Annotated in this window: 16 protein-coding genes and 1 pseudogene; 4 read left to right on the top strand and 13 right to left on the bottom strand. The window is 69.8% G+C overall.

All coding sequences use genetic code 11. From position 1 onward, the window contains the following. Positions 1 to 179: 179 nt before the first annotated feature. From D5R93_RS01265 to D5R93_RS01210, 12 genes are all read right to left on the bottom strand, one after another. A complete protein-coding gene (locus D5R93_RS01265; RefSeq protein ID WP_120203323.1) occupies positions 180 to 680 on the bottom strand; it encodes a hypothetical protein in 501 nt (166 codons plus the stop codon). Positions 681 to 1,083: 403 nt separating this feature from the next. Beyond that, positions 1,084 to 1,689 (bottom strand): YdeI/OmpD-associated family protein, encoded by a 606-nt coding sequence (locus D5R93_RS01260; RefSeq protein ID WP_120203320.1) that lies wholly within the window; start codon positions 1,687 to 1,689, stop codon positions 1,084 to 1,086. Further along, a complete protein-coding gene (locus D5R93_RS01255) occupies positions 1,689 to 2,051 on the bottom strand; it encodes a hypothetical protein (protein WP_120203318.1) in 363 nt (120 codons plus the stop codon). Before D5R93_RS01255 ends, D5R93_RS01260 begins: the two co-directional genes overlap by 1 nt. Positions 2,052 to 2,787: 736 nt before the next feature. Then, on the bottom strand, positions 2,788 to 4,215 hold the full coding sequence (locus D5R93_RS01250) for a hypothetical protein (protein ID WP_120203315.1): 1,428 nt from the start codon (positions 4,213 to 4,215) through the stop codon (positions 2,788 to 2,790). Between the two features lie 283 nt (positions 4,216 to 4,498). Then, positions 4,499 to 5,059: a hypothetical protein gene (locus tag D5R93_RS01245; RefSeq protein ID WP_162933754.1), complete on the bottom strand. Its 561-nt coding sequence runs from the start codon at positions 5,057 to 5,059 to the stop codon at positions 4,499 to 4,501. 14 nt (positions 5,060 to 5,073) lie between these two features. Further along, positions 5,074 to 5,298, bottom strand: coding sequence for a hypothetical protein (locus D5R93_RS01240; RefSeq protein ID WP_120203310.1), 225 nt, complete (start codon positions 5,296 to 5,298; stop codon positions 5,074 to 5,076). 437 nt (positions 5,299 to 5,735) lie between these two features. After that, entirely contained in the window at positions 5,736 to 5,993 is a 258-nt protein-coding gene (locus tag D5R93_RS01235; protein ID WP_120203307.1) for a hypothetical protein, read from the bottom strand. A gap of 46 nt (positions 5,994 to 6,039) precedes the next feature. After that, positions 6,040 to 6,240 (bottom strand): hypothetical protein, encoded by a 201-nt coding sequence (locus D5R93_RS01230; protein WP_120203304.1) that lies wholly within the window; start codon positions 6,238 to 6,240, stop codon positions 6,040 to 6,042. Then, positions 6,237 to 8,825 carry a hypothetical protein gene (locus D5R93_RS14425; RefSeq protein ID WP_120203301.1) on the bottom strand — a complete coding sequence of 863 codons (2,589 nt, stop codon included), beginning with the start codon at positions 8,823 to 8,825 and terminating at the stop codon, positions 6,237 to 6,239. Before D5R93_RS14425 ends, D5R93_RS01230 begins: the two co-directional genes overlap by 4 nt. A 92-nt stretch (positions 8,826 to 8,917) precedes the next feature. Beyond that, positions 8,918 to 9,253: a DUF6507 family protein gene (locus tag D5R93_RS01220; protein WP_119836698.1), complete on the bottom strand. Its 336-nt coding sequence runs from the start codon at positions 9,251 to 9,253 to the stop codon at positions 8,918 to 8,920. Between the two features lie 12 nt (positions 9,254 to 9,265). Then, positions 9,266 to 9,577, bottom strand: coding sequence for a pore-forming ESAT-6 family protein (locus tag D5R93_RS01215; RefSeq protein WP_119836699.1), 312 nt, complete (start codon positions 9,575 to 9,577; stop codon positions 9,266 to 9,268). A gap of 113 nt (positions 9,578 to 9,690) precedes the next feature. Beyond that, positions 9,691 to 10,023: a WXG100 family type VII secretion target gene (locus D5R93_RS01210; protein ID WP_119836700.1), complete on the bottom strand. Its 333-nt coding sequence runs from the start codon at positions 10,021 to 10,023 to the stop codon at positions 9,691 to 9,693. Between the two features lie 689 nt (positions 10,024 to 10,712). On the opposite strand from D5R93_RS01210, the gene D5R93_RS01205 reads away from it, so the two are divergent. Further along, complete coding sequence (locus tag D5R93_RS01205; RefSeq protein WP_120203299.1) at positions 10,713 to 10,994, top strand: hypothetical protein; 282 nt, start codon at positions 10,713 to 10,715, stop codon at positions 10,992 to 10,994. A 150-nt stretch (positions 10,995 to 11,144) separates the two neighbouring features. Further along, entirely contained in the window at positions 11,145 to 11,456 is a 312-nt protein-coding gene (locus D5R93_RS01200; RefSeq protein WP_119836702.1) for a DUF4235 domain-containing protein, read from the top strand. Positions 11,457 to 11,590: 134 nt separating this feature from the next. Here the strand turns inward: D5R93_RS01200 and D5R93_RS01195 are convergent, their stop codons facing one another. After that, on the bottom strand, positions 11,591 to 13,117 hold the full coding sequence (locus D5R93_RS01195) for a hypothetical protein (RefSeq protein WP_162933753.1): 1,527 nt from the start codon (positions 13,115 to 13,117) through the stop codon (positions 11,591 to 11,593). A gap of 433 nt (positions 13,118 to 13,550) precedes the next feature. Between D5R93_RS01195 and D5R93_RS01190 the strand changes: the two are divergent. Next, positions 13,551 to 16,038, top strand: a pseudogene (locus D5R93_RS01190) ((Fe-S)-binding protein). A 134-nt stretch (positions 16,039 to 16,172) separates the two neighbouring features. Further along, the gene (locus D5R93_RS01185) at positions 16,173 to 17,408 is read left to right on the top strand and encodes a substrate-binding domain-containing protein (protein WP_120203294.1); all 1,236 of its coding nucleotides are present in this window, start codon (positions 16,173 to 16,175) and stop codon (positions 17,406 to 17,408) included. Positions 17,409 to 17,419: the final 11 nt, after the last annotated feature.

The raw sequence follows: 17,419 nt of genomic DNA, 5'->3' as shown, positions 1-17,419 counted from the left end.
CTTCTACACCCTGGATCTGGGCTGTGTATTGTCGACACGACACGATGGGATCGCAGCCTGGACAAAGCGGAGGGAACTACCCGGCCGCCCGAGTCCGCCTGAGACCCTCGGCAGATAGTTCATCTGAGCCGCCAGCCTCGGGGGTCACCTGGCGGCAACCGGGTGACCCCCATCATGCGCTACGGTCGGGGACCGCCAGCGTCGCCCCTGGACCAGGCCCCTGTGTCAGAACGTCGCTCCTGGGCCAGACTGTCAACGCCGTCCCTGAGCCAGCCAGTCGGGGGTGGCCCGGGGGTCACGGGGGAAGAGACGCAGCTCCTCGGCACAGTCGTCCGCGGTGACGGGGGGGTGAGCTGGGGCTGGTGGTCGTAGTCGAAGTCGGAGGCCAGCTGGTAGTCACGGCTGCTCATGGTCAGCGACGCCCATGTCCACGCGCCTCCTCCGGGGCGGGCCATGGGCGAGCGCAGGCGCACTGACTCCTCCACGATCGGGCCAGGGACCACGTTCTCCTCCCAGTCGCCTCCTGGGCGCAGAGCGCGGGTGCGGGCGGCGGCTCGCGTGCCCACGCACTGGACCTCGACCACCACCTCGCTCACGCCTGCGGAGCGCATAAACTCGGCCAGGTGGGTCTGCAGGCTGTCAACAGCCTCCATCTGGGCTTCAAAGGACCACTCGGGCATGAGATCTCCTATCCGCCCGGGCGCACCGGGCTCAAACCGCCTCTGCCGCGGCGCTTGGGAACCTGTGTCCCCAAGCCTACAAGCCAGAGGCAGCACCGGCGGGTAACGCAGAAATATCTCCCGGATACGTCCCGCCTGTCCTGGCATGTGAGCTCAGAGGTCGGCGGTCCCGCCCCGGCGTGACGGACACCAGGGCGCGGGGGAGGCGGAGGGAGGACGACGGGTATATGCGTTATGGCGATGTGAGCCGCGCTAGAACGGTGACAGCCTGTCTCACGCGATGCAAGCGCCGCCGAATTCTGTCGCTCCTGGCTGACACAGCTCCAGGCCCCTACGACGTCGTTCGCCTCAGCCCGATCCACGTGAGCCAGGATGGCACAACGCACGCTGGGATGACACCGCCTCACGACCTATGGCTGGGGTGGTTGGCGCGGATGTTGTGTGCCGCCAGCTCGACGGTCCTGGTGATCCGGCGCTGACGTGTCTCCGGCTTCTTTGCGCTGGATATCCACTGCAGGATGAGTCGTCGTGAGGACGGGGGGAAGGCCGAGAAGCGGGCCAGCGCCTGCTTGTCCGCCTCCAGCGCGGCCCGCAGGTCCTCGGGGACGACCAGGTTCTGGGCGTCGGCGTGCTCGTCCCACCTCCCGGAGGCCTTCGCCTCGTCGATGACCTTCTGGCCCTCCGGGCGCATGTACCCAGCCCTGGTCAGGCGCTCGGCACGCTCCCGGCTGGCCCGCCCCCAGCTGCTCCTGGGGCTGCGCTGGTGGAACTTCAGGTAGCAGCTGTCGCGGTCGCGCCTCACGGCCTTGCTGTCGACCCAGCCGAAGCACAGCGCGTGCTCGACGGCGTCACGGAAGCGCACGCTGGCCTGGGAGGCGCCCTTCTTGTAGACGATGAGCCAGACCCTCGAGGTGCGCCGACCGTTCTCCTCCAGCCAGTCGCGCCACTCCTGCAGGCTCCTGGCACGCACGACCGGAACGCCGTCCACGACCTCACTAGTGACAGTCATCAGGAGCCCTCCTGCCAGTGGCCCGGCTGGCCGTACGCGGGCTGGCCGGGGCTGGACGCGCTCAGGCGCACGTAGGCGTAGGCGGCCATGAGAATCCCCACGGGAACAGTGAAAATACTACCAATTGTAGTAAAGGCGCCGACCATATTTTGAACCAGAATCACCAGGAACAGGGGCACCATGTCGCCACTCGCGCCGTGACGCATCATCGAGAAGGATCGCGAGATAGACCGGAACACGGGCGTCCCCTGGTCCAGGGAGACAAAGATCGCAAAGAGGCAGAAGTAGGCCACGATCGGCGTACCGATGATAACCAGTAACCCGGCAAGAGTAAGAACAGTGGCAACAAGATAGACGGCCACGGTACGCCAGCGGTTGGGGAAGACCAGGAAGTCCCGCAGCCGCGCACGCTCCCCCGCGAGCCGCGACCAGGCACGCGTGGTACGCGCCTACCGTGACGGTCATAATCCCCAGCAGGAATGCCAGCAGCACCGCGAAAAGCGGCACCAGGAGAACCCAGGCCACAGTATCTGACGCGTTCTCCACCACCGTGCTCAGCGGAAAGACGCAAGCCGCCATCAGGAGGTAGAAAACCACCAGGAACAGCGGACCACCGCCAAAGACAGCGGGATTACTCGACACCCGCGACCACGCCCACCGCCATGCTGGCCCCACCTGGACACGGAGGTACAGCGGGAGGGACGAGGGCTGGAAGCCCATGCCCCCACCGCCGGGAGTCGACGTCGGCCCCATGCCGGGAGGCAGCCCCGCAGGAGGGGCACCGTAGCCGCTCGCTTGCACTGACGGTGGTGCAAAGCCGCCGCTATCTCCCTGTACCGACGGCGCTACGGCGCCGTAGCCGCCCGGGTAGGCGGGCTGCTGCCCAGCAGTGTCGCCATAAGCCGCCCCGTAACCTGCGGTCCCGGGCTCCTGGGGTCCTGACGCCTCAGGGTCGTGGGGATGTTGAGGGTTCTGAGTCATGATGGTCTTTCCTCGGGTTCCTCATCAGCTCGATCAGCCGGGCCGGGCCTGCCGCCCGGCCCGTCATTCCCGCCGTTCACGGCAGGTCACTCGCGGGTGCCGCCACGACCGGGAGCGTCACTCCCGGTGCTCACGGCTGGTTGCCCTGGTGAACAGCGGGTCACTGCGCTGCTCCTCCTCGGGGATGCTCGCCGCCGTCATCAGGATGTCCGCCACCCGGTGGGCGAGACCGGTGGTGAAGCCGGAGGAGACAGCCGACTGTGCGAAGCCGATGCTGAGGTCCTCCTCCTTCATGGTGATGTCCATGACGGCCCTGCGATCCACCATCCTGAACCGGACGTAGCGCAGGTCGGCAAGAGGGAGGCTGAGCTCGATCCTGCCCTCCTCCACCAGCGCAGGCACCGAGGAGAGGAAGAGTCGGGTGGAGGTGACGCCCAGGTAGGTGCTCGCCTGCGCCGCCGGTCCCCCGTCGGGGCCAGGCCGCAGGCCCTGGGCCGCTCCGGTCAGGCTTCCCCGGTCCACCTCGGCCAGGGCGACGAGGGGCTCCGGGGCGGGCAGCAGCCAGCGCAGCGCTGCCAGGGCCTGGCCGGGCACCTCCTGCCCGACCACCTGGAGCGCCGGTGCCACGGCCAGCGGCTCCTCCGCGGACCTGCCGCGCAGGCGGTCCACGTGGCGCCTCATCGCCGCAACCGTCTCATCAAAGGTGGCGCCGCCCAGCTGCTCGGGGGCGTGCGGGGGCCAGGACCGACCGGTGACCTCCGCGCACAGGTGGCGCTGGGCGTCGATCATCGTGAGGACCTCGGCCACGTGGCCTAGCTTCTCCTGATACCTGGCCGGCATGTTGACGGACTGGTAGGTCATGGTCTTCTCGATGTCAGGAGGCCGGCTGGTCATCGTGGCGAACCTGCCCGGGCTCAGTATCCACCTCCCGCTGTCGATGGTCTCCATCGTGAGATAGCCCTGGTAGTCGGCAACTATCTGCTCGATGTTGCCCCTCAGGTACTCCCAGCGGGCGGCACTGTAAGTGTCCAGGTGCTCCCGGTGCTTGTAGACGCGGCGGGCAAAGAAGGCATGCTCGTCGTTGACCACTCTGTCCGGGGCGATGGCGCCGACGGTGGACAGCCTGGGGATGACCCCGGTCTCACGGGAGCGGGCAATGATCCCCAGGAGGGTCTCACGCATGTCGCTGATCGCGGGCCAGTGGTCCTCGTAGCGGGTCTCAAACGCGGAGCGCACCAGGCCCGTGCCCTCCTCAAGAGCCTGCACGATGAAGGTCATGTGGGCGCTGAGCCTCAGCAGCGGCTGGGCGCGGCCGAGTCCCTGGAGCAGGTCGGCTGCCTGCGCGCTGCCCGCAGGCAGCCAGCAGACCCGGAGGGCGTCCCCGCTCGTCTGCGGGCTCGCCTGAGCGCGCGCCTGGTCGAGGCCTCCTAGGCTGCCACCCTGTGCCCGGGCGGGCATGGCGGCGAGGCTGGCAAGCGTCTCTGGTGAGAGCCGGACCAGCCCCTGGGTGGAGGCCCCCGGGGCCACCAGGCCTGCCCCGCCCACGGCGTCGTCCAGGGCCTGGACGATCTGGCGGGCAGAGTGCTCCCCAGGCCGAAGACCTCGACCGTCCAGCCTTGCGGCACCGCCTGCGCCACGAGCACGGCCACGCCGGGCTCCACCTCCAGGAGAACCATGTCCGCCTCCTCCTGCGGCGGGTGCTGCGGGCTGCTGGCCGCTGCGGAGTCAGACGCAGCGGGGTGGTCCGGGTGCTGGGTCACGGCTGTCCTTTCTGGTTGTTCTCTGTCTTGTCACGGTCTATTTCCTGGCGCGAAGAAAAACTAATGGCCTAGGTGGTCTCCCACCCGCCCTGCTGGTCGGTGGCCTCAGCGGCCTGGGCCTGGGCCGCCTGGCGCTCCCTCTCCTTCCGGGCTCTCCTGGCCTCGCGACGACGCGCGTTAGCGGCCTTCCGTCTCTCGTTGGCCGCCACCCGCTCTGCCAGCCACACAGGAATGTTCTCCGCATCCCGGGGATAGAGGTCCAGCTCAATCGAGTACTCATCCTCACCAATCGAGGGCCGCTCGAACACCGGCTCGCGCATCCAGTCACACTCCTGGTGCAGCACCCACTCCCCCGCCACCATCCACAGCCGGCACCACGTCCACGCACCCCACCCAGCAACCACCTGCTTCTCACGCAGGTGGTCCACAGCAAACCCCGTCTCGCTGGACTCCGGCTGGACACTCCTGGTCTCCCCGTCAACAGTCATCCACATCGTGCCGTGCTGGACGAGCCCGATGCCAATAGTCTCGATCTCAAGACAGGAGCCCCCCTCCTCACGCAGCCACTTCGCCAGCAGCTCCTCAGCCCTGGCGAACGCCTCCTCCGGACCCATGTCACGCGAACGCACAGCAGCATCCCCCTTTACTCCGGCTCGCCCCCGGACGGCTCCCCGGCCTGCCCGGCACCGGGCACACCCCGGGCAGCATCCTGGACGGCGGACTGGGCAGCCTCCTGCGAAGCGGCCTCAGCGGCCTGGGCCTTGGCTGCCTGGCGCTCACGCTCCTTCTCCTTCTTGGCGCGCCTGGCCTCACGACGACGGGCGTTGGCAGCCTTCCGTCTCTCGTTGGCCGCCACACCCTCCGCCATCCACCCGGGGATGTTCTCCGCATCCCGGGGTAGAGCTCCAGCTCCAGGGCACAGATACCCGGAGGGGACGCCCACCAGCAGGCCCCTCGAGCACCGGCTCGCGCATCCAGTCACACTCCTGGTGCAGCACCCACTCCCCCGCCACCATCCACAGCCGACACCACGTCCACGCACCCCACCCAGCAACCACCTGCTTCTCACGCAGGTCGCTTATGACGGAGACGATCTCGTCAGGCATGAACACACTCACCTCCTCACCACCACGCGTCATCACGATCCTGATGGACTGGCGAAAACCTATCCCCAGGACCCGGACCTGGACGCCATCACCGCCCTCAGCCCGCAGCCACTCAGCCGTCCCCTCCTCAACACGAGACAGCAGCTCACCCGCACTCGCAGCACGCCAGTCAAACGACATACACCCCTCCTAGCAGCACTCACTTGTTGACAAACGGGTCAATCTCAACCGGCCTACCCTTCACATCAGTCGCGTAGACCTCAAACTTCACAGGCACCCGGCCTGCCTGGGGCACCCCGCTCAGCGAGGTCCCCGGCTCCACCCCTGGTGGCCCGTCGTACTCGATCCGGATGTCGATGTTCTCGTAGGCTCCCTGGCTGGCGGCGATGTCGTCCTCGAGCTTCTTGTAACTGTACGGGTACATCCCCTCAGTCCCCTGGTTGAGGGTTCTGCGCATAGGCACCACGTTGATGTCCTCCGGCCCCCACCAAACCGGTGAGCAATCAGATGCCCCCGTCAAAGCCGTCACCACCGTAGTTGCCGATACGCCTACGCGCCCGGGAGGAGTCGTAAGTCTCCGAGACCTCGTCCAGCCCGTCCACCTGGATGCGCACCGTGCGCCCCCACTCGTCCGTGGTGTAGTGGAACCTCCCGTCCACCGTGTAGGTCGCACTCGGAAGAGGGTCCCTCAGGTCCGGGTTCATAGGACTACGGATGTCCCACCACCCACGACGCTCCACCGCCGAGTGCGCCTCCACGTGCACCACCACACCAGACCCATCAGTGTAGAAGCTGCCCCGCCCCTCCACCTGGTAGCAGGTGCTGGGCTCCAGCTCCACACCCCGCCCGAACGGCTCGTCGTGACGGGGAGCCAGGTCACTGCCCTTGCCGACCTCCACCGTGCTCTCCACCCGGGGCCGGTGCTCCTGGTTGAACGCGTCCTGGTCAGCCTCCTGCCGACGCTCCTCAAGCCGCTGGGCCACAGACCGATCACCCGAGGAGCCACCATCACCGTCACCGTCCGCGCCACTGCTGCCACGCTCGGACGGGCCGTCCCCGCCACCACCATGGCCGGAGCCACCAGAGCCGTCACCACGACCACCGGCACCGTCAGCACCGTCAGCCGCGTGGCGGGCCGAGGACTCACCATCGGCGCCCTCACCACGGCCGTGACCAGCACGACCAGAGGCCCCAGCACCATCACCATCAGCCCTGTGGCGGCCAGAGGGGGCACCCGCCTCAGCAGGGTCACCATCAGCCCTGTGGCGCCCAGACGGGGCACCCGCCTCACCACCGTCACTGTCAGCACGGTGGCGGGCCGGGGCGCCCGCCTCAGCGGCACCGTCAGCGTCAGCCTCGTGGCGACCCCGCGCACCAGGCTCAGCAGGGTCACCGTCGCCACGGCTGCGGGCCGGGGCCTGCGCGTCGGCGCTGTCACCACGACCAGCAGGATGACCAGCAGAGTCAGATCCGTGGGCACCACCCGCGTCGCCGTCAGCACGACTGCGGGCCGGGGCACCCGCCTCAGCACCCTCACCACGGTCGTGACCAGCACGGCCAGAGCCCTCAGCACCACCACTGTCACCGTCACCACGGTGGCGCCCAGACGGGGCGCCCGCCTCAGCACCCTCGGTGTCGGCGCGGTTGCGGGCCGGGGCCTGCGCGTCGGCGCTGTCACCACGACCAGCAGGGTGACCAGCAGGGTCAGATCCGTGGGCACCACCCGCGTCGCCGTCAGCACGGTGGCGCCCAGAGGGGGCGCCCGCCTCAGCAGCATCACCGTCAGCGCCGTCCGCGTGGCGGCCCCGCGCGCCAGCCCCAGGAGCACCAGCACCGTCCGCGTCACCGCTGCGGTGGAGGGGGCCTCCCCGCCGTCGGCCTGGCCGCTCCGGCCACCACCGTGGGAGGCAGACGGCTCCTGAGCCCCCTTGCCGACAGGCACCTCCTGGCCGGGCAGCTCCTGGCCCCGGCCACCGGTCCCGCCCCCGGCGTCCCCGCCGTGGGGGCCGTGACCACGCGAGCCACCCACCTCCGGCAGGTCACCCGCGCGCCCAGGCCCCGCGTCCACCGAGTGCGGGCCAGGCACCTCCGGGGCCTGGGACCCGCCCCGGCCACGGACACGGTCCATGACCTCACCCAGCCCGCTGAAGTCGAACTGGGTCGCCACCAGGCCCGCGACCCTGCTCGCCCCCTTGCTGAGCGCGGTGCCCACCGGGTCCATGAAGTCCGCGACCCGCTGGGCCACCACAGCAGCCCGCGCCGCCCGCGACACCCTGCCCAGACCACCAGCCCCGCGCACGACAGTCCCGCCACCACGAGCAGCCGCACCCGCAGCACCGAAAGCCACCACCACTGCGAGGTCAGGCACCACGCTGCCCGCCGCACGGGCGGGATCCTGCCCCCACATGTCCCACGCCACCAGACCCTTGCCCACCTCCTTCCAGGCCTCAGCCGCGGTCCCCCTCTGGAAGCTGAGGCCCCCGTCCTGGTCCCACGTCGCCCCTACCAGGCCCGCCAGACCCTGCCAGGTCTGCCTGGCGGTGTCACCACTGAAGCTGAAGAACCCCTCCTCCCCGCCGAGCTCGACACCCACCAGGCTGGCCTGGGCCTCAAGCGACCCGCCGATCCCGTCCACCACCAGGCCGTCCCACACGAAACGCTTGACCGCCGTCCCAGCCGACCTCAGGCAGCCGTCCTGGCGGTCCACCCGCTCACCCCACGGCAGCCCCTCAGCACCCTTCATGTCCTCCGCCGAGTACCCGTAGGCCAGCTCACCCCCAGCCCCGGAGTCCACCTGGTAGGCAGCCAGCCCGTCCAGCGCCCGGATCGAGTTGGCGCACTCGCGCTCGGCCTCCCACATGTCCGCCTGGATCACCGAGGCCCGCTCAATGAACCCGTTGTTCCTGCTGACCAGGTCCTGGTCGTGGTCCCACTCCGGGTCCCCCGCGATCTCCTCCTTGAACGCCAGCACGTCCTCCTTGAGCGCCCGAGCCCGGGTCCTCAGCGACGACACCGTGTCAGCGAAGGTGGACAGCGCCGAGGCCACCGACTCGATACCCGTGGCCAGGGTGTCGGAGTCCTCAGCCACCGGGTCCATCGCCGCGTACAAGACCTCCTGCTCAGGAGCCCTGTAGCACACCTGCATCCCCGCCCACGTGGACTTGACCGACTCCCCCGCCGCCCGCAGGTCACCCGCCCTCGTCTCAAGGTTGCTCGCAGCCGTGTCCAGCGACTCCACGTCAAACTCCAGACACGGGATCCTCGTCTCGTCAAACGGTGCCGCAGCCACGACGCCCCTCCGTCTCCTCTGTCAGCCATCCCATGGTCAGGCGCCTGGTCAGCAGGCACTGCTGCGGCTACGCGCGCCGCCTTCCGCCCTCGCTACGTGGCGGCGCGCTGGAACTCCAGCGCGGAGTCCTCATCGTGGTCCAGGTAGGACTGCACCGCGTCAGCCGTGTTGGTTGTCACGTTCACGACGGTGGTTCCCAGTCCCGTCAGCTCCTCCTGGTGCATGGAGAACCAGTCGTAAATCGCGGAGGCCACCAGCTGCGCCTCACCCCCGGGGTTGAGGGTGGTCGCCGCCAGGCAGGTGTCCATCGCACTGTCCGCCTCGGTGGAGACGTCGTTGAGCGCGTCGGTGAGGTCGTTCTCCGCCAGGTCCTTCTCCGAGTTCAGGATGGAGGAGACCGTGGTGGGGTCGATGTCCCAGGAGCTCACGGCCCAGCACCCTCAGCCCATGTTGTCCACGGACTGCTTGGCGCGCTGGATCGCAGCCTGCGCCCCGTCGTCCGTGGTCTGGAGGGAGGTGCGGATCGTGGTGATGATCCCGCGCACCTCACCGGCCGCCGAGCTCCACCGCTGCTCCTTGCCCCGGTACTCCTCCGACACCCCGTCGGCCTGGTACTGGGCCATCGCGGCCTTGACGTCGGCGTCGCGCTGCCCGATGAGAGCCTCCAGACGGGAGGCCACTCGCTCAAAGTTGGACTGCGCCTCCTGGGAGGCCCCGGTGTCGTAGGAGCGCTGCTCCGTGTTGTTTGCCATGACATATCCCTTTCTGGTTGTCCGTCAGTCCCTGATCGCTTCCAGTGGCTCCCGGTCTGGGCCCCGCTGGTGGTGGACCGCCACAGGTCCGCACCGCACGCGCCCTCCTGCGGCTAGCGGCCGCCGAACCGTGCTGCGTCAAAACTGACGGAGGACTCCGCCGCACGGGTGGACTCCGCCATGTCCTGCTCCCCCTGGACAAAGGCCGTGTCCATCCCCGCGATACCCTCCAGGATGCCGCTCAGGGCGCTGTTGAGCTCGGCGGCCACCTCGTCGGTACGGCTCTTGAACTGGTCGAAGGAGGCCCGAGCCACCCCGTTGAACCGCCCCTCCAGGGGCTCGGCGGAGGCGACCAGCTCCTTGACCAGGCCGCCAAGGTCCTCGTTGGAGGTCGAGGTCTGCCTCGTCAGCGTCCCCAGGGTGGACACGCCCATGCCGAACTTCACGATGTCTCCTCAAGTCGGCTCACGGAACCTGTGCCCGGCGCACGCTACCGACCCACCTGGCACCAGGGAAGGGAACCTGGGAGACTAAAATGAAATCTGAGGATTCCCACAACTCCGGTCGCCTCCAGTTACTCCACTCTCCACACCGGGAGGGCACCGCAGGTCACCCTGGCGGCAGAATGCCGTGGCTTCTCCCCACCCCTCCAGCATCTCCCCTGCTCAGTTCAGTTGTAGAAACCGTGTCAAACTCGGTCAGAAGACGGCTGCAAGCAGCGAGACAGGTCACTTTCCACCCTCCCGTGCTTGCGGGCTGTCACGCTGTGGTTACAGTGGCCCCGTCCGGCGGCCCGACCTGAGCCAGGCGGCCGGGCCGCCGCCAGGTAGCAGAGCGCAGGTAGCAGAGCGGGCGCACCACCTGGACCCGCCCAGCGAGCCCGCCTGCCCTGACCCAGACCCGTCACCCAAGCCCACCGTGAGCTAGCCGCGAGAGGAGGCCCCGTGCTCCCAGCAGACCAGGCACAGCCCTGGGTACGTCACCCAGCATCTGCTCAGAGACAGGGACCCCGGGCGGCGGCCCCTAGGGCAGTCACGGCCACCACGGCCGCCGCACCCACCCCACCGTCTCCACCCTCGCCTTCTTCATCGACGCCCTGCCCACTCGTCCCGCCCTCAGCCTGGCGCGCCCCACCATGGTCATGGACCGGCGCGAGGTGGCCCGGGTGCTCCAGGTGGAGCCGCCTGCCTCCTGGGACCTTGCGGTCCTCACCCAGTGCCTCGTCCCCTTCGAGAAGGAGTGCGACCCGATGCTCGACGTCGTCCAGGACGTCTCGATTATGACCGGCGGCCTCCTGGTGCGTCAGGGCCGGGTGGTGCCCACGCCACGGCAGTGGCCGTGGCGCCTCGGGACAGACGGACGCTGGGTACCGATGCCGCCGCTGCCCACCCCCGGTCCGGGGACCGCCTCCCGGTAGGACCGGCGGGTACGGCTTGGCGAGCATGTGTCGCGGGACGGTCCGGCTGTCGGTGCGTGACGGTGCGCGGTCGGCCCGCGTTGGGGCATGATCGGACACGACAAGACCGGCCCGCTGCCGACCCACCGCCAGCCGCCTAAGGAGGACCCCATGGCCAGGAAGAGCACGACGACCCGCTCCACCGACATCGCGTGGCGGGCGACCGCCGCGGTCGCCACCCTCGCCTCAGGCTTTGTCGTGGACAGGCTGATCTCCGTCGGCTGGCGGGCAGCCACCGGCAAGCCCGCCCCGCAGGAGGACGACCGGCTGCTGGACTACCGGCTGGCGGAGGTCGTCGCCTTCGCCGTCATCTCCGGTGCAGCCGCCACCCTGGTGCGCGAGCTGAGCCTGCGCCAGGCAGCCAAGTGGTACGGCGGCAAGACAGTTGACCCGCTCAAGGGGCAGCGGGCGCTCGAGGCCTAGGACATCCACGGCCTGAGACCTCATGGCCTGAACCAGCGGCTATCCCTGCCACACCAGTCCCTCCCAACGACCGGCCCATCAACGACCGGCCAACGACCGGGCGGGCGAGCCCGCCCGCTGCCTCAGCCCGGCTCTCAGTCCTGCCCCGCCGCCTGCCTGTCTGCCTCGTGCTCCGTCTCCGGGGTCGTGACGTGCTGGTCGCAGAATCGGGCCAGGTAGTCCACCTCGACCAGGGCCGCCTCCAGCATGTGGGACAGCTGGCTGTCGCTGGCCCCGGAGGCAACGCACCAGCGCACGTAGCCCTCCACGACCAGCCCGCCTCCAGCAGTGTCGTCCGCCAGCGCGGCGCCGTCCTGTGGTGCGACGACGCGAGCCCCCAGGACCTGCCCAGCCCCGTTCCACCCGGCAGCAACCATGAGCGCGCGCTCCAGGAGAGCCTCACCCACCGGCCCTGTCACGGAGGCGTCCCAGCGGCTGCGCACCACCAGGTCGTCTCCCTCCAGGCTGACCTGGACCTGGTGCTCGCCGACCTCGACCACCAGGCTGCTCCCCGAGTCGGCCTGGGAACCCTGCTCCTGGGCCTCCTGGACCTGGCCGCCCTGCGGACCGGGCTCCCGGACTCCGGCGTCGTCGTGAGCGACCTTGCGGCCCGCTGCGGACAAGACGGCGCTGACACGGGCGATGGTCACAGCCCAGTGCGGCCCCGCCCCCTGGTCGTCGTCCTCCGGGCGCGCACCGTCAGCACCGCTGTGGGCGCCCCCACCTGGTCCGTGGCCAGGGGCGGCACCGTCTGCCTCGGCGCCGTCAGGCGACGCGCCGCCAGATGACGCACCGTGGGACGCACCACCGGAACGCAGCCCCTCCAGCAGCCTCCGGCCGACGGCGGCCTGGCGCCCCTCCTCCGGCTTGCGGTCTCTCACCGAGCGCTCCAGCAGCTGGACGAGGAGCTCGTCGGCCCCTATGTCCCGGGCGGTCAGGCCAGCACGGCCGGCGTGCTCCATGGCTCCGACCAGCAGGGTGCCCGCGCGGTCCAGGTCAGAGTCGGCCGCCGCCCTGGCCCGCTCCACCAGCTCGCGGGCCTGGTGGGCAGACTCCTCCGGGGAGAGCCTGACGGCGTCGCGCTCCTGGTCAAGAAGGCCCACGGAGGCAGCCATCGCGTTGAAGCGCGTCTGCGGAAACACCTCCTCCAGGTGACTGAGAAAGCCCACACAGTCCTCGGTGGCGTCCTCCACCACGTGGAGGAGCTGGGCGTCGCTCAGACCCGCACCCACGGGAACCACCGCGCTGGCGGTCATGAGCAGCGCCCCGCCGGTACCCACCTCGGTCACACCCGCCACCGGCACACCCCGGCGGAGATTCCAGCCGTTGGCAACGACCACCAGCGGCACCTCCAGGCTCAGCGGGGCCTGCGGGAGCCACCACGCCCCCACCTTCAGCATGCTCGCCTCTGCCACCAGGCTGACGACCCCGGAGTCCGCCATGACCCTGACCTCCTTGTCGGGGGTCAGGGAGTAGGGGAGGTGGAGGGAGGCCACAGCGCGCTCCAGACGCCTGGGGGTGACACGCGTCAACTGCGCGGTAGGCGCGGCGCCCCGGGAGGAGGGCCTGCGGCGCACGCCGCCCCTGGGCGTGGACTTGCGGCGTGCTGATCGTGATGCCATCGGCTGCTCCTGGGGTCGTGGGTCGCTGGTTCTGGTCTCTGGGTCGGTGGCCGGGCACGGTGGCAGTGCTGGCTGAGCTCCAAAGAGCCGGGCGGGCAGGCCTTCACCGGCTCTCCAGGCACAGGCAACAGGGAGAAGCCCTCCAGGTCAAGGGGCCTGGCCGTCACAGGGGTGCCCAGCACTCCCAGGGGGCGGGCCGTCATCGGGAGCCGACGCCGCTGTCGCCGACCATGACCGCCCCGCCCACCAGTGGTGCTCCTCACGCAAGCACTCGCCCCACGCGAGGCGCTCCCCGCCCGCCGAGTAGGCTGTCACCAGCGTCGTCGGCCTGACGCGGCACCAGCCCCGGCAACCACCCCAGCAGGGGCAGGAACCCCTACCGCGCGGCCTCCCGCTGCCGTCAGCACCCGCCCACCCGAGGAGGACACCACGCATGAGCACCGTCCAGGTCGTGTGTGCCGTCATCGTCGTCCTCGCCACGGTAGTCGGTACCACGGTTTTCGCGCGCGCCTGCTTCACTATTGCGGCCCGGATGGCAGTGGGCCGCCCGGTCGGGTCCCAGCGCCTGCGACCGCTACGACGACGGATGTGGCTGTCGCTGTCGGCTGCCCTCAACCACCGTGCCTTCCGAGGACGCCCCCTCATCAGGGCGGCCCACTGGCTGGTCATGGTCTCTTTCCCCCTGCTCTTCCTCACCCTGGTCAGCGGCTACGGACAGGTGCTGGGCGGGGCGTCCTTCGCCCTGCCGCTGATCGGCCACACCGCCTGGTGGGGGTGGGTGACGGAGGGCATCGGCTGGCTGTCCCTGGCAGGCATCACGGGCCTGAGCGTCTTGCGCTGGCGCCTGACGCGCGCCGGTCGAGCCGCCCCTCCCTACGCGGCCGACTCCCAGGGCGGCCGACGCCCCCGCACCCCCGCTTCTCCGGCTCGACATCCTCCCAGGCACGGTTCGTGGAGGCCACGATCATCGGTGTGGTGGCCTGCGTCATCGTGCTGCGCATGCTGGAGCACGCCCTGCTGGCCCTGTCCCCGAGGCCTCCCAGCGCGCCCTGGCCACCTGGACGCACTTCCCCCTGACCGCCTGGAGCGGACCGCTCCTGACACCCCTGGGGACCTCGGCGCTGGAGACGTCGGTCATGGTGGTGGCCACCGTCAAGGTGGTGCTGTCCATGAGCTGGTTCGTGGTGGTCGGCCTGCAGCCCTCCATGGGCGTGGCCTGGCACCGCTTCCTGGCCTTTGTCAACATCTACGCCCGGCGTGAGACGGACGGCTCCAAGGCCCTGGGCCCCCTCCAGCCCATAGAGGTCGACGGCCAGCCCCTGAGCGCGGACACGCTGGACCAGCTTGAGGAGGCGATGGAGGCGGCCGAGGACTCCGGCCAGGAGCTGCGCCTGGGCGTGGGGCGGATCGAGGACTTCACGTGGAAGGGGCTGCTGGACTTCTCCACCTGTACCGAGTGCGGACGCTGCCAGGACCTGTGCCCGGCCTGGAACACCGGCAAGCCGCTGAGCCCCAAGCTCTTCGTCATGGCGCTGCGCGACCACCACGCAGCGGCGGCCCCCTACCTGCGTGCGGCCGCCTCCCTGGGGGTAGCCCCCGACGAGGTCACCGAGGAGGCGCTGGCCTCGCGCCCGGTCTCCGGCGGTCTGGTGGGTCGCGTGGCGGGGATGCGCGACGGCCTGGCCCGCCAGACCAGTCTGGGCCTGGAGCCCGGGACCGCCCACACCGGCGACGTCCTGGGCGCCCTGCTGGCGGCCAGGGCCGCACCCAGCGAGACAGGGGTGGCGACCCGGCCCGCCCCGCTGGCAGGTGCAGTCATCCCTGGGGACGTGCTGTGGTCGTGCACCATGTGCGGGGCCTGTGTGGACCAGTGCCCGGTGGACATTGAGCACGTGGACCACGTCGTTGACGTGCGTCGCCAGCAGGTCCTCATGGAGTCGGCCTTCCCCAAGGAGCTGGGCCAGATGTTCCGCAGGCTGGAGTCGCGGGGCAACCCCTGGGGACTGCCTGCGCGCAAGCGGATGGAGTGGGCCAAGGGCCTGAACTTCGAGGTGCCGGTGGTGGGTGTGGACGTGGAGGACGCCTCCGAGGTGGACTACCTGTTCTGGGTGGGCTGCGCGGGCGCCTACGAGGACCGGGCCAGGCGGACCACCCGGGCCGTGGCCGAGCTGCTCCACACCGCCGGGGTCAGCTTCGCGGTCCTGGGTGAGGGGGAGACCTGCACCGGCGACCCGGCCCGTCGCGCAGGCAACGAGATCCTCTACCAGGTGCTGGCCGCCCAGAACGTGGAGACCCTGCGGGAGGCGGGGGCCCAGCGGATCGTGGTCAGCTGTGCTCACTGCTTCAACACGATCGCCCGGGAGTACCCGCAGGTCGGGGGCCGCTACGAGGTCCTGCACTACACCCAGCTGCTGAGCCGCCTGGTCCGCGAGGGGCGGCTGCGTCCGGCACCACCCCAGACTGGTGCGGCGGCAGGCGCCGCCGGAACCGGGGGGGCCACCGGGCAGGACACTGAACAGGTCACCACTGCGGCCGCGAGCACCGGGGCGGCCACGCCCCTGGTCACCTACCATGACGCCTGCTACCTGGGGCGGCACAACCAGGTCTACTCGCCTCCCCGTGAGCTCCTCCAGGCCACCGGGGCGACCACCGTGGAGATGCCCCGCAGCCAGGAGCGGGGCTTGTGCTGCGGGGGTGGCGGGGCGCGCGCCTTCATGGAGGAGACCATCGGGACACGCGTCGCCGTGGAACGTTCCCGGGAGGCTGTTGGCACCGGGGCTCAGGTGGTCGCTACCGCCTGCCCCTTCTGCACCACGATGCTGTCTGACGGCGTGGCCAGCGAGGGCGCTGACGTGAGGGTGACCGACGTAGCCACCCTGACGCTGGAGGCCGTGCGACGAGGCCAGGCCTCCAGGGCGTAGGTCGAGCACGCGGCGGCCTCCCCGCACCCCACCCTGCACTCCCCTTGCGCCACGCCCCAATTAGACTTATCATAAAACATATTGAGCGACACCGCTGTCACGCTGCCCCAGGCACTCAAGGCAAGGAGGCCTCGATGCCACGCACCACCACCCACAGACCACCCCCTGCCAGCACGACGACAGTCCCCACCACCACATCCCGCCCGCCGTACCGTGCCCGGCAGGCCTCACCCGGCACCACCCGCAGGACGCTCCTGGCAACCTGCGCCGCGACACTGGGCCTGCTGGCGCTGCCCGGCCTGCCCACGCTGGCTGCCTGCACCGCCGAGCGCACGGCAGGCTACGGCGGCGACGCAGCAGGTGGTCAGGGCGCCCTCATCGGCATCTCGATGCCGACCAAGAACCTGGAGCGGTGGAGCCGCGACGGTGCCAACCTCAAGACGCTCCTGGAGGAGAAGGGCTACACCGTCGAGCTGCAGTTTGCCGACAACAAGGTGGAGCAGCAGAGCTCCCAGATCCAGACCATGGTCAACAAGGCCCCCGCCGCTGTCGTCGTCGGGGCGATCGACGGCTCCGCGCTGAGCCCGGTCCTGACCTCGGCAGCGAGCCTGGGCGTGACCGTCATCGCCTACGACCGCCTCATCCGTGACACCGAGTCGGTGGACTACTACGTCACCTTCGACAACTACAACGTCGGCGCCATGCAGGGCCGCTACATCATCGAGGCCCTGGGGCTCGACGACGGCCAGGGCCCCTTCAACTTCGAGCCCTTCGCCGGCAGTCCGGACGACAACAACGCCCGGTTCTTCTTCGAGGGCGCCTGGGACGAGCTGGACCCCTACATCCGCTCCGGCCAGCTGGTCTGCCCCTCGGGCAAGATGCCCTCCTCGGTGGAGGCCTGGCAGTCCATCGGTATCCAGGCCTGGTCCAACACCACCGCCCAGTCGGAGATGGAGAACCGGCTCAACTCCTTCTACAGCACCACCACCCGCGTAGAGGTGGTCCTGTGCCCCAACGACGCCATCGCCCTGGGAGTGAGCCAGGCCCTGGGCGGGGCGGGCTACGGGGAGGCTGACTGGCCGGTGCTGACCGGCCAGGACGCCGACCAGGCCAACGTCGCCCGCATCGTCTCCGGGCGCCAGTCCATGACCATCTTCAAGGACACCCGGCTGCTGGGCGAGCGCTGCGCCGTCATGGTGGACCAGGTCGCCACCGGGTCCACGGTAGAGGTCAACGACACCAGCTCCTACGACAACGGCGTCACCGTGGTCCCCTCCTACCTGCTGGACCCGGTGGCCGTGGACGCCGACAACGTGACCGAGGTACTCGTCGACTCCGGCTACTACACCGCCGAGGAGGTGGGGCTGTGAACCGCCGGCGC

Origin of the sequence: Actinomyces lilanjuaniae (genome assembly GCF_003606385.1) — a bacterium.
GTDB lineage: Bacteria > Actinomycetota > Actinomycetes > Actinomycetales > Actinomycetaceae > Actinomyces > Actinomyces lilanjuaniae.
The sequence above is the reverse complement of the archived record's forward strand: the minus strand, read 5'-3'. Positions and strand labels throughout refer to the sequence as shown.